The sequence below is a fragment of the Streptomyces sp. NPDC051976 genome (assembly GCF_040680795.1).
Taxonomy (GTDB): domain Bacteria; phylum Actinomycetota; class Actinomycetes; order Streptomycetales; family Streptomycetaceae; genus Actinacidiphila.
In genome coordinates this window covers 316,746-340,140 of record NZ_JBFAXL010000003.1, presented here as the reverse complement: position 1 = coordinate 340,140, position 23,395 = coordinate 316,746, and the positions used below count along the sequence as shown (strand labels likewise).

Sequence of the window (23,395 nt, the reverse complement as noted above, 5' to 3'; positions counted from 1 at the left end):
GGCGGTGCGCGCTCAGGTCACAGGCCCGCGGTCTTCTTGAGCCAGGACAGGTGCGGCGCGATCTCCGCGTACGACTTCGTCGTGTCGTCACCGCGGCTGTCGAGGGCCACTTCCTTGCCGTCGTACAAGGCGGGTCCGCCCGAGTCGCCCTTGGCCGAGATGTCAGGACCCTTCACCAGGCAGAGCGCCGGACCGCCCTGCACGTCCGTGCAGTTGGTGCCGTTGACCTTCATGTGACCGGACTTGAGGCGGTCGGAGTGGCTGCCGCCCTGCTCGGTGTCGCCCCAGCCCCAGATCTGCACGGTGGAGCCGGTGGACGGGTTGCCGCTGCCCAGGGCGAGATATGTGGTCTTGATGGGCTTGGACAGGTGCAGCAGAAGCAGGTCGCCCTTGGTGTTCGGGTCCGTGTACTTCTTGTCGACCTTGCCCTCGGTGCCGGTCTTCTCCTTCTGGGCGCCCACATAGACGACCTCGTCGTCGCCCGAGCAGTGGCCCGCCGTCAGCACCCACTGCGCCGCGATGATCGCGCCCGAGCAGATGCTGCCGCTGCCGCCCTTGGTGTAGTGGACGTCGGCCGACCAGGGCGCGCTGTCGTACTGCCCGCCGATGATCTCGGGTTGCGCGGCCTGCGCCGTACGGGCGGGGGCCGCCGGGTGGGCGGCGGCTATCTGCGCGCCGGCCCCGAGCGTCAGTGCCAGGGCCGCGGCGGCGCCGAGGGTGAGAGCGGTTTTGGGCATGGGGGATTCCCTTCGTCGGACGGTGAGGGTGAAGGTGCGGGGAAAACCGGCGGAGGAGGACGCCCGGCCTTTCCCCGGCCGACTGCGGATGAATGTAGCGGCGCCCGGGACAACCGGGTCAAGGCTTCTCAGCAGGGGAGTTGACTCCCTTGAAGGCGGCGCCGTACCTCCTTGCGTGGCAGGTCGGAAGCCTCCCAATGCCTTTTCGTTCAGTTGGGAAACTTGACAGGTCCGAGGGACCGGAACCACCATCGAGCCCCCGCGTTCTCCCTTCGCGGTCAGGCTGTTCCACTATTGGTCGTGTCACCCCCACGCACGTCAGGAAGCCCCCATGCCTGAGAGACGTCGGCCCCTTTCCGAGAGCGAACGGAACCTGCACACAGGGCTGTTCAGCGATGTACTGCGCTCCGCGATCGAGGACAGCGGACTCAGCCTCCACCGGATCAGCAGCAAACTGGCCGACCACGGCGTCAACGTCAGCGCGGCGGCGCTGAGTTACTGGCAGCGCGGCAGCCACCGCCCGGAGCGCGCCGACTCGCTGCGGGCGGTCGACCTGCTGGAGGAGATCCTCGCGCTGCCGCCCAACACCCTGATGACCCTGCTCGGCCCACGGCGTTCGCGCGGCCGCTGGGCGGCGCCGTCCACCCCGCTGCCGACGGGCTCGCTGTGGCCCCACGCGGTCAGTCTCGACAAGACGCTGACGCATCTGGAGAAGGACGCGCGTCGCTCGCTCTGGGCGGTCTCGACGGTCTACGCCCATCTGCACGAACACGTCACCGCAGACCGTACTTTCGGCCACACCCGGGTCCAGAAGGTGGTGCGTGCCGAGAGCGACGGCGTCGACCGGATCATCGCCGTGATGCACACCGACGGTTCCGCCACGCATTTCGAGGCGATCCACGCCGCGCGCCTCGGGCGTGTCCGCACCGATTCCGAAACGGGTTACACCGTCGCGGAGTTCATTCTCGACCGGGTGCTCAACACCGGCGACACCGCGACCGTGGAATACCTCTCGTACAGCGAATCTCCCGAGGCCAGCCCGCAGTGCCACACCCGGCACTCCCTCTACCGTCCGGCCGCCGTCCTCGTCATCGAGGTCGCATTCCATCCGACGGCGATCCCGGCCCGCTGTGCGGGTTTCTACTCACCCCGCCGTGGAACTCCGGAACAGAGCCTTGGCCCGCTGTGGATCGGCAACAGCAACAGCGCCCATCTGGCACTGTCCGATCTGGACTCCGGAATGTACGGAATTCGCTGGGACTGGGATTGAGGGATTGAGACCGGCCGCAGTGACCTCAGGAAGGTCCCGTCCGCGGACGCCGTGCCGCGTGGGCGAGCCGGTCGGCGAGCGCGGCGACGAGGTCGCGGAGTTCGTCGGGGCGCTCGATGACGAACGGCCGGTCCAGCGAGGCGAGTACGGCGGGCAGCCAGTCGAGGTGCTCCACCCGCATCTCCACGCGTGACCACGGTTCGGACTCCGCGGCGGGGTCCGTGATCGCGCCCGCGGCCTCCGCCACGACTGCGGTTCCCGGGGGCAGTTGGGCCAGGATCTCCTCGGCCGACCCCCGTACCCGCAAGGTCACCTCGTGGCGGTGCGGGGCGGTGGCGAGCCCCGACAGGACGCGCTGGGCCGGATCGACCCCCACGGGGGGCGGGAACGCGCCGGGGAGGATCCGCACGTCCGTGATGCGGTCCAGCCGGAACATCCTTTCCGCGCCGATCGCGGGCTCCGCCGCGGTCAGGTACCACCGGCCCGCGTGGGCGACGAGACCGGACGGGTGCAGGGTGCGTTCACTGCGGCGGCCGTCGGCCGCGGTGTAGCGGATCCACAGCGGCCGGTGGTGGTCGACGGCGTCGGCGATCGGCAGCAGGATCGCCGCCGCCGGGGCGGCGGGCTCGGCGGGTGTGCCGGCGGCGGTGGTGAAGGCCAGGGAGTGGAGCAGCGCGTCGAGTCGGCGGCCCAGCCGCTCGGGCAGCACGCGCCGGATCTTGGCGGCCGCCGTCTCACCGGCGGTGCCCGTGGCGGTCGTCAGACCGGCGCGCCGCCCCGCGACCAGTCCCAGCAGGACGGCGAGCGCCTCGTCGTCGCTCAGCATGAGCGGGGGCATGCGGTAGCCGGGGCGCAGCCGGTAGCCGCCGTAGCGGCCGCGCACCGACTCGACCGGCACGTCGAGGTCGACGAGGTGGTCGATGTACCGCCGCACCGTGCGCTCGTCGACGGCGAGCCGGTCGGCCAGTTCTGACACGGTGCGCAGGCCGCCCGACTGCAGGAGCTCCAGCAGGGCGAGGACGCGGGCGGTGGGTCGGGCCATGCCGGAAGTCTGCCGCACATACCGGGCGGATTCCGCCCGGTATTGCTTCTAGCGTGGGTGGCACAGGCACAGGACGTGCCATCGCCGAGCTGCTGTCAGCAGCGCCGACCCACCAGGAGAGAACCCATGGACTTCCTCTCGATCCGTGTCATCACCGCCGACGTCGCCCGCCTCGTGGACTTCTACGAGCGCGCCACCGGGGTGCGGGCGGCCTGGTCCAACGAGGACTTCGCGGAGCTGCGCACCCCCTCGGCCACCCTGGCGATCGCCAGTGCCCGTACGGTCCCGCTGTTCGCACCAGGCGCCGCTCATCCGGCGGACAACCGCAGCGTCATCCTCGAATTCCTCGTCGACGACGTGGACCGGCTGCACAAGGACCTGGCCGACTTCGTGGCGGACTTCGTCAACGAGCCCACCACGATGCCCTGGGGCAACCGCTCGCTGCTCTTCCGCGACCCGGACGGCAACCTCGTCAACTTCTTCACCCCCGTGACCCCGGCCGCCAAGGAGAAGTTCGCTCACTGACGCGCGGTCCCGGACAGTGCGGCGGCGCCCCGGGCGGCGACGGTGGCGACGTCGTCGGCGTACCGGGCGATGTCGTCCGGCCAGGCCGACTCCGGCTGGAGGATCAGCAGGGACACCGCGCCGTGCAGGCAGGCGCAGACGGCCCGGGTCAGCGCGTTGACGTCGCCGTCCAGGACACCGGCGTCGACGCATCGCCCCACCGTGTCGCGCAGGAACCGGAAGCAGGCGTCGGCGACCTGCCGGGTGGCGGCGGTCGCGGGCCCGCTGGCGACCAGCCGGTAGCGCAGCGGGTGGGCGAGTCCGAACCTGATGTACGCGGACCCGCGCCGGACGAGCGCGGCGAGCGGGTCCGCTGTCCCGTCACCGTCACCGTCACCGGCACCGCTCATCTCCCGGTCGAGTTCGTCCCAGACGCCGAGGCACACCGTGTGCAGCAGCGCCGACCGGTTCTCGAAGTGCAGATACACCGCCGGAGTGGTGACCCCGACCGCCTGTGCCACCGCGCGGATGGTCACCGCGTCCTCACCCGCGTCGTCGAGCAGCGCCTCCGCCGCCGCGAGCAGTTCCTCCCGCAGTCGGCCGCCGTCACCACGCTTGGCGCGGCGACGGCGGCCGTCGGTCGAGATGCGGCCGGGCTCCTCAGCCATGGGCCTTCCTGAGGGCGACGAGCTGGGTGACGCGGACGCAGAGCCGGTCCTCGTCGTCCCTGATGTCGATCTCCACCGCGACCGTCGACCTGCCGACATGGAGCGGGCGCGAGGTCGCGAACGCACCGGCGCCGTGCACCGGACGCAGGAAGTGGGTGCTCGACTCCATCGTCGCCGGGAGGGTGTCACCGGAGCCGTTCAGCGTGGCGCACACGGCGCCCGCGACGTCGGCCAGTCCCATCAGCGCCCCGCCGTGCATCGCCTCGCCGACCGTGGAGTGCTCGGTGGTGTACGGCAGTCGCGCGGTGACCGCGTCGGCTCGCAGGGATCCGAAGCGGACTCCGAGTGTGCCGGCGAACGGCACCAGCGTATGGATGTCCTGCTCGGTGAGCGTCATCTTCCGGCCTCTCGACTTGGCAACGTTAAGTTAACAGAGCCAAGTTACTGAAGCATGACGCGGCGGCCCGCGTCCAGGGCTACTTGGACTGGACGTGCCCGAGCGCCTGGGGATCGGCCGACAGCGCCTCGACGGCCGTCCACCAGGCGGGATCGCCCGGGTTCAGCCGGCTGCGGAGGTAGGCCCAGGTGAGGTGCTGGACCGCCGCCACGCGCTGCGGGTTGTCGTCGGTGGTCTCGGCGACGTCGTAGCCGGAGATGCCGCCGAGGCCGTGCTCCGCGTCGAAGAGGGTGAGCAGGGACTTGGGGCCGGGGGAGAGGAGGTACGGGTCCGCGTGCCAGTCGGGGCCCGCCACCGTCAGATGGTGCGAGGCGTCCTTGTCGCCCGCGACCACGAGAGTGGGGGTCGCCATCCGGGAGAAGTCCGGGGTCGACATGAAGGGGTAGTTCTCGGCCACGAAGTCGGTGAGGGCGTCACCGCCCCGGCCGGGGGCGGCCAGCAGGACGCCCGCGGTGATCCGGGGGTCCGCCAGGTCGACCTCGGTGCCGTCGTCGGGGTCGGTGAGCCGGGCGCCCAGCAGCAGGCTCGCGGTGTGGCCGCCCATCGAGTGCCCCGCCACGGCGACCTTGCCCCGGTCCAGGCGTCCCGCCAGCTGCGGGACGGCCGCCTCGATCGCGTCCAGCCCGTCGAGGACGCGGGACATGTCCTCGGCGCGTGAGCGCCAGAACATCGGCGCCCCGGGGGTGCCGGGGTCCAGGGTGACCGTCGCCGAGCTGAGATGGGTGGGCTGGACGACCACGAAGCCGTGCGCCGCCCAGAAGTCTGCGAGCGGCGCGTAGCCGTTCAGCGAGGAGAGGTGGTGCGAGAAGCCCTGGCCGTGCGAGAGCAGGATGATCGGCAGGCCGCTGCCGGTCACGGGCGCGGAGACCCGTACCTCCAGGTCCACCGGCCGGCCGGGGGCGGGCACCACGACCGGACTGACCGAGTGCACCGGGGTGGGCGGGGTGAGGGCGGCGGGAGGGGTCGTCGTCATGGTGGGAAGTCCCTTCGAATGCCTCCGCGGCCGGCCGGTTGCGGCCGACGGGGGGCGAGGCGGGGTGGGGAACGGCCGCTTCGGCTATGCTGGAAGCGGATCGTCGTTCCGTTTAATATACGGATCAGTGTTCCGCTTTGTCAAAGGCTGCCGGAAGGAGACGTGGTGCCCACTGCAAGCCCCTCGGGGGAAGTGCCTGAAGTGCCCGCCCGGGGCAAGCGGGCGGACGCGCAGCGCAACCAGCAGGCACTGCTCAGCGCCGCCGCCGCGGTGTTCGTCACCTCCGGGGTCGACGCGCCGATCCGGGAGATCGCGGCCGCGGCCGGGGTGGGGATCGGCACGATCTACCGCCACTTCCCGAACCGGGCCGACCTCGTCGTGGCCGTCTACCGCCACCAGGTCGAGGCGTGCGCGGAGGCCGGACCGCGGTTGCTGGCCGCCGCCGACTCGCCTTTCGCGGCGCTGCGCCAATGGGTCGACCTCTTCGTCGACTTCCTGGTCACCAAGCACGGGCTCGCCCATGCGATGCAGTCCGACAGCGGCGGCTTCGAGGCGCTGCACACCTACTTCCTCGACCGCCTGGTGCCCGTCTGCGACGAGTTGCTCGGCGCCGCGGCCGCCGCCGGTGAGATCAACCCCGGTACGCGGGCGTACGAGTTGATGCGCGGCATCGGCAACCTCTGCGTCGGACGTGACGGCGACCCCCGCTACGACCCGCGCCGGCTGGTCGCGTTGCTCCTGGACGGGCTCGGGTCACCCAGGCCCGCCTGACGCCGCCGGTCAGCTTCCCCCCGCCCCGCCCTGCCCTCCCGGCGTCCAGCGGTCCAGGATCGCGTCGAGGCCGGCGGCCAGGCCCTCGGGGCCGCCGCGGTCGGCCAGTGCCGGGGTGATCGCCCGAAGCGCGGGGAAGTCCTGCACGGGCATCCTGTGTAGCCCCAGCCGGAAGGCGGCCTCGGGCTCGTCGGGGTTGTCCACCATGGCCTGGAGGTCGGCGAAGACATAGCCGAGCACCCAGGCGCTGACCGCGCGGTACGCGGCGGCGGCCGCCCGCTCGTCGAGGCCGGACGCGAGGAGCAGCCGCAGCACGGACTCGTGCTCGCCCAGTACGGCCGGTGGCCGCCGGGCCAGTGGGACCGCGAGCATCCGGGTGGCCAGCAGCGGTACGACCTGGGGGTGCGCGAGGGCCACCTGGTAGGTCGCCTGGGTGATCCGGTGCAGTTCGCTGCGCCATTCGGGGGCGGGCGCGGCGCCGTCCGGCGCCACGGGCGAGGTGAAGCCCTCCTCGTCGAGCAGCCGGTGCAGCTCCAGGTAGAGCGCCTCGACCAGACCGTCCAGCAGCGCCTCCTTGCTCGGGGCGTACCGGTACAGGGCCATGGCCTCCACGCCCAGCTCCGCGCCCAGGCGGCGCATGCTCAGCGCGGAGAGCCCTTCGCGGTCGACCAGTTCCAGCGCGGTGGAGAGCACGCGGTCCCGGCTCAGCCGCCCGTAGCGGCCGTGGTCGGCAGCCCGCCGCCCGGTGCGCGCGGACGGCTGGCCGTCCTTGTCGTCGTCCTTCTTCCGCTCTGCCATCGTGCGTGCCCCCTGCGTGTGAGCAGATGGATCGGTGGAGCTCGGCGGGCCCGTGGACCCTTCCTTTTGACTTTACGGACATATCGTCTCAAGATGTCTATATACACCGTAAACTTAACACGTCAGGATAGGGCAGCCACTCTCCCCGTAAACGTCCTGGCCCCCGATCAGGAGCGCGTCGTCATGCCGCACCGGAATCCACCTCCAGAACCGCCGGACGAGGGCGTACCGGGCGAGCTGGCCGGTGAGCCGGAGCAGATGGGCATGGAGGAGTGGATCACCCGCGTCTCCGACGGCAACGTCGTGAAGATCACCCGGCACGGCCCGCTCTTCGGCCGGCCGCCGCGGCGTCTGAAGGCCGCCCCCGGGACCTTCGTCCCCACGCTCTCGCACCGGGACAAGATCATCATCGGCGTACTGGCCGTGGGCTGGGCCGTCTTCTTCGCCTACTTCTGGATGTGGTGGCTGAACCCGGCCCACCGGGTCACCTGGATGGGACTGCTCATCACCAGCGGGCTGCTGTTCTACCTCACCTGCCAGGCGAGCTACTTCCTGATCGCCGTCGCCCGGCTGCCCCGGGTGTCGTCCACCCTCCCGCTGCCGCGGCTGCGGCTGGCCATCGCGGTCACCCGCGCCCCCTCGGAACCGTGGGCCATGGCGAAGCGCACCCTGGAGGCGATGCTCGCGCAGGACTTCCCGTACGGGTACCACGTCTGGCTGTGCGACGAGGCCCCGGACGAGGAGATCACCTCGTGGTGCGCCCGGCACGACGTGCGGGTGTCCACCCGCCGCGGGGTCGAGGCGTACAACCGCACGTCCTGGCCGCGGCGCACCAAGTGCAAAGAGGGCAACCTCGCCTACTTCTACGATCATTGGGGCTACCGGGACTACGACGTGGTGGTCCAGCTCGACTGCGACCACCAACCGCACTCGCGGTACCTCCAGGACGTCGTCCGCCCGTTCTCCGACCCGGCCATCGGCTATGTCGCCGCGCCGAGCATCTGCGACGCCAACGCGGGCACCTCATGGGCCGCCCGGGGCCGGATGCACCGCGAGGCACCCTTCCACGGACCGTTCCAGCTCGGGCACGCCAACCGGCTCGCCCCGGTCTGCATCGGCTCGCACTACGGGGTGCGCACCCGGGCACTGCGCGACATCGGCGGGCTCGGGCCCGACCTGGCGGAGGACTTCACCACCACCTTCCTGCTCAACTCCGCGGGCTGGCAGGGCGCGTTCGCCATCGACGCCGAGGCGCACGGCCTGGGCCCCATGACCTTCGACGACATGGTCACCCAGGAGTACCAGTGGTCGCGGAGCCTGGTCGCGATGATGTTCGGGATGATCCCGCGCCACATGCACCGGCTGGCCTTCCGGCTCCGCCTGCGCTTCGCCATCGTGCTCATCTACTACCCGCTGCTGGCGGCCGGAGCGATCGCCGCCATCGCCCTGCCCGTGGCCGCCTCGGTGACCGGACAGGTGTGGGTGAGCGTCAACTACCTCGCATTCCTCGGCCACTTCTGGGCCATGTCGATCTGGCTGGTGCTCCTTCTGCTGCTGCTGCGCCGCCGCGGGCTGCTGCGCCCGGCCTCGGCTCCCGTGTGGAGCTGGGAGTTGTGGCTGTTCGCCATGGCCCGCTGGCCGTTCGTGGCCTGGGGCGTGCTCGGCGCGGTCATCCAGGAGACCCTGCGGCGCCCGATCTACTTCAAGGTGACGCCGAAGGACCGCAGCGGACTCGAACTGCTGTCGAAGCGACTGGTCCTGCCCTTCGTCTTCCTGGCGACGGGGCTGTCCGCGGCCGCCATCATCGGCGAACTGACCGGCCCCTCCGTGGGTTACGTGTTCCTGTGCATCGTCGGCGGACTCGCGTACACCGTGGTCAGCATGGCCGTGGCCGTCCTGCACGTGCGCGAGGCGTCCCGTGCGGCCGGTACCCCGCTCAGAGCCGCCTTCGCCACCGCGAGCAGGCCGCTGTTCATGTCCGCCGCCCCGCTGCTCCCGCTCGCGATCGCCATCCTGATCTATCCCCCCTACCTGGCCGCCGTCACCACCTGGTGACGCGCGCCGGCGCTGACCCGCCCGAGGAGGCCGTGACATGCGCCGCACCCTTTCCACCGCACTGGTGACCGGCGGCGCCGGGTTCATCGGCAGCCACACCTGCGTCGAGCTCCTGGAGCACGGCTTCGAGGTGATCGTCGTCGACGACTACTCCAACAGCTCGCCCGAGGTCTTCGCCCGCACCCAGCGGGTGGCGGGCCGCTTCCTCGGCGCCGTCTACGAGTTCGACCTGCGCGACCGGCAGGCACTCTCCGAGGTCTTCGACCGCCACCAGATCGACGTGGTCGTGCACTTCGCGGGCAAGAAGATGATCGGCGAGTCCGTACGGAAGCCCATCACGTACTACGACGTCAACGTCGGCGGCACCCTCAGCCTGCTCTCCGTGATGCAGGAACACGACGTCCACCGGCTGGTGTTCTCCTCGTCCTGCTCGATCTACGGGGAGGCCGAGCGGATCCCGCTCACCGAGGCCGACCCGGCCCGGCCCACCAACCCCTACGCCACGTCGAAATGGGCCTGCGAGCAGATACTCGACGACATCTGCCGCCGCCACGACGACTGGACGGTGCTCTCCCTGCGGTACTTCAACCCGGCGGGCGCGCACCCCAGCGGCCTCCTCGGCGAGGTCCCGCGCGGCGCGCCCGGCAATGTGATGCCGTACATGGCGCAGGTGGCGTCCGGCCGCCGCGAGCGGCTGGACGTGTACGGCGACGACTACCCCACCAGCGACGGCACCGGAATCCGCGACTACATCCATGTGATGGACGTGGCCGAGGCGCACCGGCTGGCGCTGGAGCACCTCCCGGACGGCAGCGGCATGCAGGTGTTCAACCTCGGTCTGGGGACGGGCACTTCGGTGCTCGAACTCCTGGCGGCGTTCAGCGACGCCTGCGGCCGCCCGATCCCGTACAAGGTGGTGGACCGCCGCCCCGGCGACGTCACCGCCCTCGTCGCCGACCCCAGCGCGGTGGCACGCGCCTGGGGCTGGCACGCCACCCGCGACCTGGCCGCCATGTGCCACGACGCGTGGCACTTCGAACAACTCAACCCAGCGGGCTACGCGGGCCGCACATGAGCGGTCCGCTTCCCCGCCCAGCGGCGGCGTCCGTCCCGGTCCACGCCGCTCCCGATCCTCCAACCCTTGGGAGGTAGCCATGAGGATGACGGTCATCGGCACCGGATACGTCGGGGTCGTTCACGCGGCCACGATGGCGGACCTCGGACATGAGGTCCTCGGTGTGGACATCGACGAAGATCGCATCGCCGCACTGGCCGACGGCACCCCGCCGGTCTACGAGCCCGGTCTGCAGGACCTGCTGCAGCGCACCCTGGCCTCCGGCCGGCTGCGCTTCACCTGCGACATGTCGGAGGTGGCCGGCTTCGCCCCCGTGCACTTCGTGTGCGTGGGCACCCCGCAGATGCCCGGTTCGAAGTCGGCCGACCTGCGCAGTGTGGAGGCCGTCGTGGACGGCCTGGCACCGCATCTGCACCCCGGGGACCTCATCGTCGGCAAGTCGACGGTGCCGGTCGGCACGGCCGTCCGGCTGGCCGAGCGCCTGCGGACGCGGGCGCCGGGCGCCGGTATCGCCTGGAACCCCGAGTTCCTGCGGGAGGGCTTCGCGGTACGGGACTCCGCGTCCCCCGAGCGCATCGTGGTCGGCGTCAGCTCGGCGCACGGCGAGTCCGTGCTGCGCCGGATCTACGCGCCGATGCTCCGCGCGGGCGTGCCGTTCTTCCGTACCGACCCCAACACCGCGGAACTGGTCAAGGTCGCCTCGAACTCCTTCCTCGCGACCAAGATCTCCTTCATCAACGCCATGGCCGAGGTGTGCGACGCGGTCGGCGCCGACGTGGTCACCCTGGCCGAGGCGGTCGGCGCGGACTCCCGTATCGGCCCCCGCTTCCTGCAGCCGGGCCTGGGCTTCGGCGGCAGCTGCTTCCCCAAGGACATCCGCGGCTTCATGGCACGCGCCGAGGAGCTGGGCGTCGGCGGGGCGGTGTCCTTCCTCCAGGAGGTCGACGAGATCAACACCCGGCAGCGGGTGCGGACCGTGGACCTGGCGACCCGTCTGGTCGGCGGGGACTTCGCGGGCCTCAACGTCGCCGTGCTGGGCGCCGCGTTCAAGCCGGACAGCGACGACGTGCGCGACTCGCCGGCCCTGGCCGTCGCCGACGCCCTGCAGCGCAAGGGCGCCCGGGTGCGGGTCCACGACCCGGAGGCGCTGGACAACGCCCGCGCCGCCGTCCCCACGCTGCAATACACCCTCGACGTCCCCAAGGCGTGCGAGGAGGCCGATCTGGTGCTGCATCTGACGGCCTGGCCCGAGTACCAGGCCATCGACCCCGTGGCGCTCGCCCTCCTGGTGCGCGAGCCGGTCGTCCTGGACGCGCGCAACGCCCTCGACGCCCAGCTGTGGCGTGAGTCCGGGTGGTCCGTGCACGCTCCGGGCCGCCCCCAACCGCAGGAGTAGTCATGCGTGTCGTGGTCACCGGCGGAGCCGGGTTCCTGGGATCGCACCTGTGCGACGCCCTGATCGCCAGAGGCGACCTCGTGTGGTGCGCGGACGACCTGTGCACCAGCGGCCCCGCCAACCTCCGTCATCTGCTGCGCGAGCCCCGGTTCCACTTCGCCCGCAGCGACATCAGCCGCAGCCTGGACGTGCCGGGGCCGGTCGACGCCGTGGCGCACCTCGCCAGCCCCGCTTCCCCGCCCGACTACCACAGCCTGCCGCTGCAGACCCTCGCGGTGGGCAGCCGCGGCACCGAGAACGCGCTGGGGCTGGCACTCCGGCACCGGGCGCGCTTCGTGCTCGCCTCCACCAGCGAGGTGTACGGCGACCCGCTGGTGCACCCGCAGCCCGAGGAGGACTGGGGGCACGTCAACCCGATCGGGCCGCGCAGCGTGTACGACGAGGCCAAGCGCTACGCCGAGGCGGTCACCATGGCCTACCGGCGCAGCGAGGGCGTCGACACCGGGATCGTCCGGATCTTCAACACCTACGGGCCGCGCATGCGCCCGTACGACGGCCGGGTGGTGTCGAGCTTCGTCCGCCAGGCGCTGCGCGGCGAGCCGCTGACCGTGTACGGCGACGGCAGCCAGACCCGCAGCTTCTGCTACGTGGACGACCTGGTCCGCGGCCTGCTCACGATGCTCGACGCGGACGTGCCGGGCCCGGTGAACCTGGGCAACCCCGAGGAGCGCACGGTGGGCGAGCTGGCTCGGCTGGTGATCGAGCTGACCGGCTCGGGCTCCCCGGTACGGCGGCTGCCGCTGCCCGAGGACGACCCGACCCGCCGCTGCCCCGTCATCGCCCGGGCCCGCGAGCAACTCGGATGGAGTCCCGAGATCACGTTGCGGGAGGGTCTGCGGCATACGGTGGAGTGGTTCCGGTCCGGGCCGTCGCAGGACGACGAGGCGCGGCCCCGCCGGATCAGCCGTGACGCGGCAGGCGTCTGACGACGATCCGACGGAAGGGGCCGCAGATGAGGGTTCCCGCGGGCCCAGCGGCGGGCCGCCGCCCCCCGGGCCTCCGCGGCACCTCCGCGGCCGCCGTCTCGGTGCTGGCCCTCGCGGCGGCGAGCGGCTGCAGCTCGCTCCCGCACTACCGGCCCGGCCACACGTACTACGTCAGTGCCTCGGGCAACGACCACAACGACGGCCGCTCCACCGGCAAGGCGTGGCGCACCCTGGCGCACGCCGACCGGCAGCAGCTGCTCCCCGGCGACCGGCTCCTGCTGCAGGGCGGCACTCGCTTCACCGGCGGCCTCACCGTCGGCAAGGGCGACGCCGGGCGGGCCGACCTGCCGGTGGTCGTCGGCTCCTACGGCACCGGGCGGGCGACCGTCGCCCCCACCACCGGGCCCGGCGTCAGCGTCTACGACACCGGCGGGGTGGAGATCCACGACCTCGTCGTCACCGGGAACGACAGGACCCTCAGGGGACCGACCGGCGTGATCGTCTACAACGACCTGTCCGGCACCGAGCGGCTGGACCATGTGGTGGTCTCCGGCGTGGACGTCTCCCGCTTCGCGATCGGGGTGGCCGTGGGCTGCGCCGGCCACTCCGCGGGCTTCCGCGACGTCCGCGTCGCCGACTCCGTGGTGCACGACAACACCGACGACGGCCTGCTGACGTACGGCCCCAGGATCGACGTCAAGCACCCCAGCTACCCCCACCAGAACGTCGTGGTCACCGGCGTGCGGGCGTACCGCAACCAGGGAGACCCCACGTCGAAGAGCCACAACACCGGCAGCGGCATCGTCATCGGCGGCGTCGAGGGCGGCCGGGTGGAGCAGTCGGTGGCGCACGACAACGGGGCCCGGTCGGCCGCCGACGCGCTGGAGGGCCCGGTGGGCATCTGGGCCTACGACGCCACCGGGCTGACCATCCAGCACAACTGGTCGTACGACAACCGCACCCCCGCGATCGTGGACGGCAGCGGCTTCGGCCTGGACCAGAACGTGTCGTCGACGACCGTGCAGTACAACCTCGCCAGCGGCAACGACGGGCCCGGCTTCCACGCCTTCACCAACCTCACCGACGGCGGCCACAAGGACAACACCATCCGGTTCAACATCAGCAGCGGCAACGGGCGCAAGCTGCCGCAGAACGGCGGCATCGACGTCCACGGCACGGACATCCGGAACCTGCGGATCTACAACAACACCGTGGTGATGACGGGCACGGGCGACAAGGCCGGGCCCGCGCTGCGGCTGCGCAAGAACCCCACCGGCGTCTCGGTGCGCAACAACATCCTGATCACCGCGGGCGGCCCCGTGGTCTCCGCGGCCACCGCGTACACGCCGCAGCAGGTGGTTCTGCAGGGCAACGACTACGTGTCCGCGGGCGGGCCCTGGTCGGTGCTCTGGGGGGACACCACCTACCGCTCGCTCGCCGCCTTCCGCACCGGGCAGCAGCAGGAGCAGGCCGGGGGCAAGCCCACCGGACTCACCGCGGACCCCTGCCTGGCAGGAGGGAAGACCCCGGCGGTCACCGCCCCCAAGGCGGCGCCCCTGATCGTGCCGACCTGCGACGCGGTGGCCGGAAAGGGCGTGGACCTACGCGCCGGGTTCGGCATCGACCCCGGCCCCACGGACTGGTTCGGAGCCCCTCTCACCAGCCCCACGCTCGTCGGAGCGGCCAACCTGCGGACCTCGTGACGCGGGCTTAGCCTGGAGGAATGCGGTACCCGATGGAGCGCATGAATCGGGTGATGGTGTGCTATGTCGCGGTGGTGGTCCTGCTCACTGTCGTCTATCTGACGACGCCCGACAGGCGCACCGTCACATGGGCGGGGATCGGCTTCGGCTCGGCCGCGGCGATCCTCTTCGGAATCCGCACCAACCGCCCGGCGCACGCCTGGCCCTGGTACATGCTGGCGGCGGCCAACTTCGCGTTCACCGCGGGCGACACCGCGTACAACGTGCTCAACAGGTTCTACCACGAGGCGAATCCGTTCCCCTCGGTCGCCGACGGCTTCTACCTCGCCACGTATCCGCTGTTCGCCGCAGGGATGTTGGGCTTCATCCGCTACCGGTCCACCGGCCGTGACCGGGGCGCACTGCTCGACGCCCTGATCCTCACCACGGGGCTCGGGCTGCTCTCCTGGACCTGGCTCATCAGCCCGAACACCACCGCGCCCGGCACGACTTGGATACAGAAGGTCATCTCCATCGCCTATCCGCTCGGCGACATCCTCATCCTGGCGATGCTGGCCCGGCTGCTGACGCCCGGCACCGCCTGGTCGCCCGCCATCCGCCTGCTGACGGTGGGCACGCTGGGCCTGCTGGTCTCCGACGTGCTGTACGGCCTGCTGCAACTCAACGGCACCTGGCAGGTGGGCACGCCGATGGACCTCGGCTGGGTGGTGTTCTTCACCGCGTGGGGCCTGTCCGCGCTGCACCCGTCCATGGCGGGGCTGACCGAGCGCGCGCCCTCCCGGCAGTCCGGTCTGCGCCGCCCGCTGCTCGCCCTCCTCGTGCTCGCCTCCCTGCTGGCGCCCGCGCTGCTGCTCTACGAAGCGATCCGGGGCCAGCTGAAGGACGCCCTGGAGATCGCGGTGTTCTCCGCGCTGCTGTTCCTGCTGGTGATGGCCCGGCTGTCCGGGCTGATCGCGGTGCACCTGAAGGACCTGGCCACCGAACGGGGCCTGCAGGGGGCGGCCGCGTCGCTGGTGTCGGCGGCCACCGTGAAGGACATCGCGCAGACGGTGGAGGACGCCGGGCGCGCCCTGTTCAAGCCGAACGGGCAGCACGAGGCGGTGCTGCTGACCGGCGGGCCCGAGGGCACCGAGCTGACCGCGGTCGGCACCGGCACCCGGCTCTGGCAGTGGGGGATCGTCCGCGACGGCCGTACCGGCCACCCCCTGCCGCCCGGGACGCCCGACCACGGTTCGAGGCTGCTCGCCCTCGCCGACCTGGGCCCGTCGGCCGCCGCGGAGCTGGCGGACGCCCCCGCTGTGCTGCTGTGCCCGCTGGTGGTGCACGACCGGCCCGGTACCGACGGTGTTCCGGGCGCCCTGGCGGTGACAGGCACCCGGGAGGAGCTGGCCGAGCGGTCACGCGCCTGCGAGATGCTCGCCTCCCAGGCCGCGTTGGCCCTGCACCGGGTCGCCCTCGGCCAGGAGGTCGTCCGCCGCAACAGCGAGGCGTACTTCCGCACGCTCGTGCACAACACCTCGGACGTCATCTTGATCCTCGACGACGACGACACCGTGCGCTACGCCAGCCCGTCGGCCGAGGCGCTGTTCGGCCGGCAGCAGTTCGAAGGGGTCGCGCTGGCCGGGTTCCTCACCCCCATGGACCGGGTCCGGGCGCTGCGCGCGCTCGCCGGGATGCGCGCCGGGGGCTCGGCGGACAGCCGTGAGGACTGGCAGGTCGAGCGGCCCGGCGGCGAGCACATCGATGTGGAGGTCCGCTGCAGCAACCTCCGGCACGACCGCACCGTCGAGGGCCTGGTGCTGACACTGCGGGACGTCACCGAGCAGCGGCAGCTCGAACGGGAGCTGACCCGGCGGGCGTTCCACGACTCGCTGACCGGCCTGCCCAACAAGGTGCTGCTGCTGGAGCGGGCCGAGCGCGCGCTGCTGCGCGGCGCCCGCGACGCGACCGTCACCTGCATGCTCTTCGTCGACCTGGACGACTTCAAACTGGTCAACGACACCCGTGGCCACGCCGTCGGCGACGAACTGCTGATCTCGATGGCCCGGCGGCTGACCGCCACGCTGCGGGCCAGCGACACCGCCGCCCGCGTCGGCGGCGACGAGTTCGCGGTGCTGATCGAGGGCGCGAGCGACCCGCGGGAGGCCGAGGTGCTCGCGGCGCAGCTCGTGCACAGCCTCTCCCAGCCCTTCCGGCTGCCCGGCGGCACGATCGGCGCCTCGGCCAGCGTGGGCATCGCGAGCGCCCTCGACAGTTTCTCGGCGGAGGAACTGCTCGCCCACTCCGACCTGGCGCTCTACGCGGCGAAGGCCGCGGGCAAGCGGCAGTGGCGCCATTACGAGGCCGGTCTGGACACCATGGACTCCGGGCTCCTGGAACCCGACCTGCTCCAGGCGGAGTTGGAGGACGCCATCGGCAGCGACGGTCTGCGGCTGCACTACCAGCCGATCGTGGAGATCCGCAGCGGCGACCTGACCGGCTTCGAGGCACTCGTCCGGTGGCGGCACGACCGGCGCGGGCTGCTGGCGCCGGACCAGTTCATCACGCTGGCCGAGGAGACGGGGCACATCCGGCCGCTGGGCACGTGGGTGCTGCAGCACGCGGCCGCCCACGCCGCCCGCTGGCAGCGCGAACTGCCCCGGGCCGATCCCCTGAAGGTCAACGTCAACGTCTCCGCCTCGCAGTTCCGCGAACCCGGCTTCCTCGACGAGGTGCGCGACGTCCTCGACACCTCGGGACTGGCCGAGGGCTCCCTGGTGCTGGAGCTGACCGAGACCGTGCTGATGCACGAGGACCAGCAGATCCTCGCCGCGATGGACGGCCTCAAGGACCTCGGCGTGACGGTGGCGATCGACGACTTCGGCTCGGGCATCTCGTCGCTGAGCTATCTGCGGGAGTTCCCCGTCGACATCCTGAAAATCGACCGGTCCTTCATTCAGGACATTGCGTCAGATCAGCGGCAGGTAGCCCTTATCGAGGGTATTCTGCGCATTGCCGACACTCTTGGTGTCCAGGCCATCGCCGGGGGCATCGAGCACCCGGCGCAGCGGGACCGGCTCGTGGACATGGGCTGCCGCTTCGGCCAGGGATACCTGTTCGCCCGTCCCATGCCTGCGGACGAGAGCGAGCGACTCGTGCGGTCCCTCCACGAGGTGGGGCCGCCCCGGCTCACCGGAGTGGTGGCGGGCCGTCCGGACTCCGCCCCCGGCGGAGCCGTCCTGTCGCCACCGCGACGGGAGAGGGGCGGGCCCGAAGCGGAGGAGGACCACATGGGCGTGGCACGGGGAAGCGGCGAGGACTCACCCGCCCCGCGGTGGCGGGAACTCCAGCGGCTGCGGGAGTCGAGTCCGATGTCCGACGCCGTCATCGAGGAGGTGCGCGGGCGCCGGATCCGCAGCGACGGCCAGTGGCTGATCGACTTCGCCTCCTGCAACTACCTGGGCCTGGACCTCGACGCCGAGGTCATGGCCGCCATCCAGCCCGAGGTGCACCGCTGGGGTACCCATCCGAGCTGGTCGCGACTGCTCGGCAGCCCCCGGCTCTACCCGCAGATCGAGGAGCGGCTGACCGATCTGCTGCAGGCCCCCGACACCCTGCTGCTGCCGACGATCACCCTCATCCACGCCGCGGTCATCCCGCTGCTCGCGGACGGCGGGCATCTCTTCGTCGAGGCCCACGCCCACCGTACGGTCTTCGACGCCTGCCAGATCGCCCGCGGGCAGGGCGCGACCGTGCACCGTTTCCACGCCGACCGGCCCGAGGAGCTGCCCGCCCTGCTGGACGCGGTCCCCCCGCACGCCAACCGCCTGGTGTGCATGGACGGCGCCGACAGCATGACGGGCAGGCTGCCCGACCTGCCGCGCCTCGCCGCGATCTGCCGGGAGCACGACGCGCTGCTGTACATCGACGACGCGCACGGCTTCGGGGTGATCGGCGAGCGCAGGCCCGACGAGAGCTGCCCGTACGGGGCCCGCGGCAACGGCATCATCCGGCACTTCGGGGAGACCTACGACAACGTGGTGCTCGTCGCCGGGTTCTCCAAGGCGTACTCCTCGCTGCTGGCCTACCTGGCCCTGCCGACCGACCTGAAGAACCACCTCAAGGTCGCCGCCGCGCCCTACCTGTACTCGGGTCCCTCCCCGACCGCGTCGCTGGCGACGGCGCTGGCCGGGCTGGAGGTCAACGACCGTCGCGGTGACGCCATCAGGGCCGACCTGTACCGCAAGACCGCCCGCGTCCTGGACCAGCTCGGCCGGCTGGGCGTGGGCATCCCCAGCAGCCACGGGCTGCCCATCATCGAGGTCCCGCTGGCCGACGCGGCCGACCTGGACGCCGTCGCGCTGTTCCTGTGGAAGCGCGGCATCTATGTGACCCTGGCCCCGTATCCGCTCGTCCCCCGCGACCGGGTGGGGGTGCGGCTGCAGATCACCGCGGCCAACACCGACGACGACATCGACCAGCTCAACGAGACGCTGGCCGCCACCGCCGACCGGTTCGCGCTGCAGCCGCGGCCCTGACGCCGGGTCATCCGCCATGTCTGACACGCCCGGGCCCCTGCGCAACGACGACACCGAGTGGGACCGCTGGCCGGTCCAGCGGTACCTGGCCGAGAACTACCGGCTGCTGCACCCCATCGACGCGGCCGTCATCCGGCACCACTCCGCCTTCTACCGGCGGTTCGCGCCCGGCGCCGCCGGGAAGTGCCTGGAGTTCGGGGCCGGCCCCAACCTCTACCCGCTGATGCTCGCCGGGGCCGCCGCCCGGCACATCGACGCGGTCGAGCTGAGCAGCGCGAGCGTCGGCTACCTCACCGGCCAGCTCGGCGACGGCCCGGACGCGAGCTGGCTGCCGTTCTACGCCCTGTGCCGCGAGCTGGACCCGGCGCTGCCCGTGACGCTGCCCGCGGCGCTGGCCCGGATCCGCGTGGTGCACGGCGACGTCCGCGCCGTACCCGCCGGGACCTACGACCTGGCCTCGATGAACTTCGTGGCGGAGAGCGTGACCGAGGACGCCGACGAGTTCGCCGCGTTCTGCCGGCTCTTCATCCACGCGGTACGGCCGGGCGGCCACCTGGTCGCCGCGTTCATGGAGAACATGCCGAGCTACCGCATCGGGGACTCCCCGCTGTGGCCCGGCTACCCGGTGGATGCCGATACCGTACGGGAGGTGTTCGCGCCGCACACCGACGAGTTGCGGATCACCCGGCTGGGCTCCGACCCCACGCTGCCCGACTACGGCGACACCGGCATGGTGCTGCTCACCGCGGTCAGGCGGAACGGCGCGCGCTGAGCGCCGGGAACCGCCCCGCCCCGGCGTCCCGCAGCGCCAGGGCCGCGTTGACGAGCGCGATGTGGCTGAACGCCTGTGGGGTGTTGCCGAGTTGACGGCCCGTCACCGGATCCCAGACCTCGGACAACAGCCCCACGTCATTGCGCACGCCGAGGACCGCCTCGAACGCCGCACGCGCCTCGGCGGTCCTGCCGGTACGGGCCAGCGCGTCCGCCCGCCACAAGGAGCAGGCCAGGAACGCCCCTTCGGGCCCCGGCACCCCAGCGCCGTCGAGATCCTGCCCGTCCCCGTCCGCGGCCGCGGACCGGCGCAGGAAGCCGTGGTGGTCGAGCGCGCCCATCGCCGCCACGGTGCCCCCCACCCGCGGGTCGTCCGCGGGCAGGAACCCCACCGCGGGGATCAGCAGCCCCGAGGCGTCGAGCACCCGGCCCCCGTAGAACTGCACGAACGCGCCCAACTCCGCGTCCCAGCCCCGCTCGCACACCTCGCGGTGGATGTCGTCGCGCAGCGCCCGCCACTGCGCGACCGGCCCCGGGTGCCCGGTGATCTCCTGGATCCGCAGGGCGCGGTCCGCGGCCACCCAGCACATGACCTTGGAGTGGACGAACTGCCGCCGGGGCCCGCGCGCCTCCCAGCGCCCCTCGTCCGGCTCCCGCCAGTGCTCCTGGAGGAAGCCCATCAGGGCCCGGACGAGCCCCCAGACATGGTCCTCGACCGGCACGCCCGCCCGCAGCGACAGATGCAGGGTGTCCAGCACCGCGCCGTACACGTCCAGCGGGAACTGCCCCGCCGCCGCGTTCCCGAACCTCACCGGCGCGGACCCCTCGTAGCCCGGCAGCCACCCGGCGGGCGCCTCACCGGGCAGCCGCCGCTGCCCGGCCAGCCCGTACAGGCTCTGCAGATCCGCCGGATCGCCGGCCACGGCGCGCAGCAGCCACTCCCGCCAGGCCACGGCCTCCTCCCAGTAGCCGCTGCGCAGCAGGCAGGACAGGGCGAATGTGGCGTCGCGCAGCCAGCAGAAGCGGTAGTCCCAGTTGAGCCGTCCCCCGACGCGCTGCGGCAGGGACGCCGTGGGGGCGGCCACGATGCCGCCGGTGGGGGCGTAGATGAGGGCCTTGACGGTGACCAGGGAGCGGACCACCGCGTCCCGCCAGGGGCCGCGGTAACGGCACTTCGCCGTCCAGCGCCGCCAGTAGTCCAGGGTCCGCGTCAGCCCGTCGAGGGCGTCGAAGGACGGCGGCTCGGCCTCGTGCGAGGGCACCCAGCTGAGGACGAAGGCCAGCCGCTCGCCCTCCCGCACGGTGAACTCCAGGAGGGTGCCGTCCTCGGTGACCTGCACCGACGCCCGCGGGTCCGCGGTCAGCCAGACGGAGTCAGGCCCCGCCACCGACAGCACCTGGGCGTCCGCCACACGGGTCCAGGGCCGCACCCGGCCGTGGTTGAAGCGGGGGCGCAGCTCACCGCGCATGGGCACGGTGCCCTTCAGGCCCTCCACCACGCGCACCACATGCGGCAGCCCGCTGCGCGGCGGCATGAAGTCCGTGACCGTGACCGAGCCGAAGACCGAGTCCCAGCGCGACTCCAGGACCAGCGAGTCCGCCAGGTACCGCCGGTGGTTGCAGGGCCGGTGGTTGCTCGGGGCAATCCGCCAGAAGCCGTGCCGCGCGTCCCCGAGCAGCGCGGCGAAGCACGCGGGGGAGTCGAAACGGGGTACGCACATCCAGTCGATCGAGCCGTCCCTGCCGACCAGGGCGGCCGTCTGCAGGTCGCCGATGATCGCGTAGTCCTCGATCATCCCGGCCATGCGCCGCTCCTCGCCGCATCACCGCGGCACCGTGGTCACCCGCCCCTCCACGCTATCGCCGCGGCCCGGCCCCCGCATGTCGCGGCCCCGGGCGGTGTATCAGGTGTCGAGAGCGGCGTCGTAGTTCCACGCGAGGTTGAGCGAGCCCGCGAACCACGGCTCGAAGTGCACGTACCGGCCGTTCTCCAGGTAGACGTTCACGAAATGGTCGGTGTTATTGACGATTGACGCGGCATTCCCGTAGACGTTCGCGCCATGCCCGGAACCGTTGGCCCAGTGGGAGAACGTGCAGCACGACAGGTCGATGTGATGCTGGCCCGGGGACCAGTTCTCGAACGAGCCCCAGCCATTTCCGGGCGAGTTGAAGTAAAGGCACACGGAATTGCTCGGGCACGTCTCGACCCCGCCGGGCGGCGCGTCGGCCTTCGCGCCTCCTGTCGCCAGACCCATCGCGCCGAGCGTGATGGTCGCCACCGCGGCGGCCTGGGCCGCCCGACGTCCGGTGCTTGTGCGCATTGCATCCCCCTACGAATCCACGGTGCACGACAAACCGAGGGAAAGGAGCCATGGCATGCCGACGACCGCCCCCCTCGGGAGTCGATGCTATGGCCATGAAGGCCGGTATGAAAGGTTCCCTTTGTGCGGTGATGCACACATCGTGGTCCGCCGTCGGCGGCCATTTCTCGTGCGTTCCGTGCCCTCGCCGCCGCAATTCGCCCGTTCCGTGGAAACCGCACGGCCGTGAGCGGCCGCGCGCCCCGGGGGCTCTATGGTGCTGTGAGCGGATCCACGCCGGCGCGGCGGACGGAGGGCAGTGGGAGAGATGTCGGAGCAGCCATGGAGCGGGCAGGGACTGCCGCCTGCCGCGGCGGAGCGGATGGCCGCCGCCAAGGCGGGCGGGACATGGACGTCCGCGCTGTCCACCGGGGAGTTCGCGGCGATCCGGTCGGTCGGCTTCGAGCCCGTGGGCCAGGTGATGGGGTCGGCGGTCTTCCACATCGGGCGCAGCGGCCGGTTCTGGATCTACCACGACTGCCAGTACCCGGGGGCCGGGTTCGGGTACAGCTACGGCGACATCGGGAAGGCGCCGGTCGCCGTGTCGGGGGCCGGGGCGCCGTCCGCGGACCTCGTCGCGGTGTTCGACACCGCCCGGCGTACCGCGCTGGACCGGATGTCCACGGAGTGCCGGGCACTCGGCGGTGACGGCGTGGTGGCCGCCGCCCTGACCATGAGCCCGTTCCTGGCGCAACCCAACTGCCTGGAGTTCCAGGTGATCGGGACGGCGGTACGGGCCCGCGGCGCGTACCGTCCCGGGCGGCCGTTCACCTCGCACCTGGACGGGCAGGGCTTCGCGAAGCTGCTCGGGGCCGGCTGGGTGCCCGTCGAGCTGCTGGTGGGCATGTCGGTCGGGGTGCGGCACGACGACTACCGCACCCAGTCGCAGACGTACTCCTGGCGCAACGTCGAGATGAGCGGCTGGAGCGAACTGGTGCACGTGGTACGCGCCGACGCGCGGCGGCAGTTGCAGCTGCAGGGCGCCGGGCGCGGCGGCGACGGCGTGGTCATGGCGGACAGCCGTCTGCGGGTGTGGAAGGAGTCCTGCCTGCGGGCGCGCAACCGCAGCAACTCCGAACAGGAGGACCACGTGGCGGAGTCCACGATGGTGGGCACCACCATCGCGCGCTTCCGCGCCCGGCAGGAACCGCCGCGGACGCTGTCGGTGCTGCCGCTGGGCGCCCGCGGGGACGTGCTGCGCAAGCGGCTGGCGGCGGTGGCGTCCAGCCCGTACGGGGACCGTGGCGAGTACCGGCGGCTGGTGCAGGAGATCGATGAGTTGGACGAGTGACGAGTAGATGAGGGGTAGTGA

At 71.8% G+C, this 23,395-nt stretch carries 19 protein-coding genes; 11 read left to right on the top strand and 8 right to left on the bottom strand.

Translation table 11 applies throughout. The features are described 5' to 3' along the window. Window positions 1-17: 17 nt before the first annotated feature. The gene (locus AB0M29_RS05640) at window positions 18-737 is read right to left on the bottom strand and encodes a trypsin-like serine protease (RefSeq protein ID WP_365379352.1); all 720 of its coding nucleotides are present in this window, start codon (window positions 735-737) and stop codon (window positions 18-20) included. 331 nt (window positions 738-1,068) lie between these two features. On the opposite strand from AB0M29_RS05640, the gene AB0M29_RS05635 reads away from it, so the two are divergent. Continuing rightward, window positions 1,069-2,007, top strand: a complete 939-nt coding sequence (locus AB0M29_RS05635; protein ID WP_365379349.1) for a hypothetical protein — start codon at window positions 1,069-1,071, stop codon at window positions 2,005-2,007. Window positions 2,008-2,032: 25 nt separating this feature from the next. Here AB0M29_RS05635 and AB0M29_RS05630 read toward each other — a convergent pair whose 3' ends face one another. Next, window positions 2,033-3,049: a WYL domain-containing protein gene (locus AB0M29_RS05630; protein ID WP_365379346.1), complete on the bottom strand. Its 1,017-nt coding sequence runs from the start codon at window positions 3,047-3,049 to the stop codon at window positions 2,033-2,035. 126 nt (window positions 3,050-3,175) lie between these two features. Here AB0M29_RS05630 and AB0M29_RS05625 point away from each other — a divergent pair, with 126 nt between their 5' ends. Further along, a complete protein-coding gene (locus AB0M29_RS05625) occupies window positions 3,176-3,574 on the top strand; it encodes a VOC family protein (protein WP_365379344.1) in 399 nt (132 codons plus the stop codon). On the opposite strand, the gene AB0M29_RS05620 is transcribed toward AB0M29_RS05625, so the two are convergent. The 3 genes from AB0M29_RS05620 to AB0M29_RS05610 all read right to left on the bottom strand — a co-directional run bounded on the left by AB0M29_RS05620 (window position 3,568) and on the right by AB0M29_RS05610 (window position 5,651). After that, window positions 3,568-4,221: a TetR/AcrR family transcriptional regulator gene (locus AB0M29_RS05620; RefSeq protein WP_365379341.1), complete on the bottom strand. Its 654-nt coding sequence runs from the start codon at window positions 4,219-4,221 to the stop codon at window positions 3,568-3,570. The genes AB0M29_RS05625 and AB0M29_RS05620 overlap by 7 nt on opposite strands. Continuing rightward, complete coding sequence (locus AB0M29_RS05615) at window positions 4,214-4,618, bottom strand: PaaI family thioesterase (RefSeq protein ID WP_365379339.1); 405 nt, start codon at window positions 4,616-4,618, stop codon at window positions 4,214-4,216. The genes AB0M29_RS05620 and AB0M29_RS05615 overlap by 8 nt, the downstream gene beginning before the upstream one ends. A gap of 79 nt (window positions 4,619-4,697) precedes the next feature. Further along, window positions 4,698-5,651 carry a chlorophyllase gene (locus AB0M29_RS05610; RefSeq protein WP_365379337.1) on the bottom strand — a complete coding sequence of 318 codons (954 nt, stop codon included), beginning with the start codon at window positions 5,649-5,651 and terminating at the stop codon, window positions 4,698-4,700. Between the two features lie 165 nt (window positions 5,652-5,816). Between AB0M29_RS05610 and AB0M29_RS05605 the strand changes: the two genes are divergently transcribed. Next, window positions 5,817-6,422 (top strand): TetR/AcrR family transcriptional regulator, encoded by a 606-nt coding sequence (locus tag AB0M29_RS05605; RefSeq protein WP_365379334.1) that lies wholly within the window; start codon window positions 5,817-5,819, stop codon window positions 6,420-6,422. Between the two features lie 9 nt (window positions 6,423-6,431). Here AB0M29_RS05605 and AB0M29_RS05600 read toward each other — a convergent pair whose 3' ends face one another. Next, entirely contained in the window at window positions 6,432-7,220 is a 789-nt protein-coding gene (locus AB0M29_RS05600; RefSeq protein WP_365379331.1) for a TetR/AcrR family transcriptional regulator, read from the bottom strand. A 183-nt stretch (window positions 7,221-7,403) separates the two neighbouring features. Between AB0M29_RS05600 and AB0M29_RS05595 the strand changes: the two genes are divergently transcribed. From AB0M29_RS05595 to AB0M29_RS05565, 7 genes are all read left to right on the top strand, one after another. Then, on the top strand, window positions 7,404-9,275 hold the full coding sequence (locus tag AB0M29_RS05595; RefSeq protein WP_365379329.1) for a glycosyltransferase family 2 protein: 1,872 nt from the start codon (window positions 7,404-7,406) through the stop codon (window positions 9,273-9,275). A 37-nt stretch (window positions 9,276-9,312) separates the two neighbouring features. Beyond that, a complete protein-coding gene (galE, locus tag AB0M29_RS05590; protein ID WP_365379326.1) occupies window positions 9,313-10,350 on the top strand; it encodes a UDP-glucose 4-epimerase GalE in 1,038 nt (345 codons plus the stop codon). A gap of 79 nt (window positions 10,351-10,429) precedes the next feature. Continuing rightward, window positions 10,430-11,746 (top strand): UDP-glucose/GDP-mannose dehydrogenase family protein, encoded by a 1,317-nt coding sequence (locus AB0M29_RS05585; RefSeq protein ID WP_365379323.1) that lies wholly within the window; start codon window positions 10,430-10,432, stop codon window positions 11,744-11,746. A 2-nt stretch (window positions 11,747-11,748) separates the two neighbouring features. Next, window positions 11,749-12,732 (top strand): UDP-glucuronic acid decarboxylase family protein, encoded by a 984-nt coding sequence (locus tag AB0M29_RS05580; protein ID WP_365379320.1) that lies wholly within the window; start codon window positions 11,749-11,751, stop codon window positions 12,730-12,732. Between the two features lie 26 nt (window positions 12,733-12,758). Further along, on the top strand, window positions 12,759-14,435 hold the full coding sequence (locus AB0M29_RS05575) for a right-handed parallel beta-helix repeat-containing protein (protein WP_365379317.1): 1,677 nt from the start codon (window positions 12,759-12,761) through the stop codon (window positions 14,433-14,435). A gap of 32 nt (window positions 14,436-14,467) precedes the next feature. Further along, window positions 14,468-18,952, top strand: coding sequence for an aminotransferase class I/II-fold pyridoxal phosphate-dependent enzyme (locus AB0M29_RS05570; protein WP_365379314.1), 4,485 nt, complete (start codon window positions 14,468-14,470; stop codon window positions 18,950-18,952). A 16-nt stretch (window positions 18,953-18,968) separates the two neighbouring features. Next, complete coding sequence (locus AB0M29_RS05565) at window positions 18,969-19,724, top strand: class I SAM-dependent methyltransferase (RefSeq protein WP_365379312.1); 756 nt, start codon at window positions 18,969-18,971, stop codon at window positions 19,722-19,724. Here AB0M29_RS05565 and AB0M29_RS05560 read toward each other — a convergent pair. Together AB0M29_RS05560 and AB0M29_RS05555 are read right to left on the bottom strand one after the other, a co-directional pair. Continuing rightward, entirely contained in the window at window positions 19,702-21,528 is a 1,827-nt protein-coding gene (locus tag AB0M29_RS05560) for a glycoside hydrolase family 15 protein (protein ID WP_365379309.1), read from the bottom strand. The two genes, AB0M29_RS05565 and AB0M29_RS05560, sit on opposite strands and share 23 nt — an antisense overlap. 99 nt (window positions 21,529-21,627) lie before the next feature. Continuing rightward, on the bottom strand, window positions 21,628-22,044 hold the full coding sequence (locus tag AB0M29_RS05555) for a peptidase inhibitor family I36 protein (RefSeq protein WP_365379307.1): 417 nt from the start codon (window positions 22,042-22,044) through the stop codon (window positions 21,628-21,630). A 307-nt stretch (window positions 22,045-22,351) separates the two neighbouring features. Between AB0M29_RS05555 and AB0M29_RS05550 the strand changes: the two genes are divergently transcribed. Further along, window positions 22,352-23,374: a heavy metal-binding domain-containing protein gene (locus AB0M29_RS05550; protein WP_365379304.1), complete on the top strand. Its 1,023-nt coding sequence runs from the start codon at window positions 22,352-22,354 to the stop codon at window positions 23,372-23,374. Window positions 23,375-23,395 lie beyond the last annotated feature (21 nt).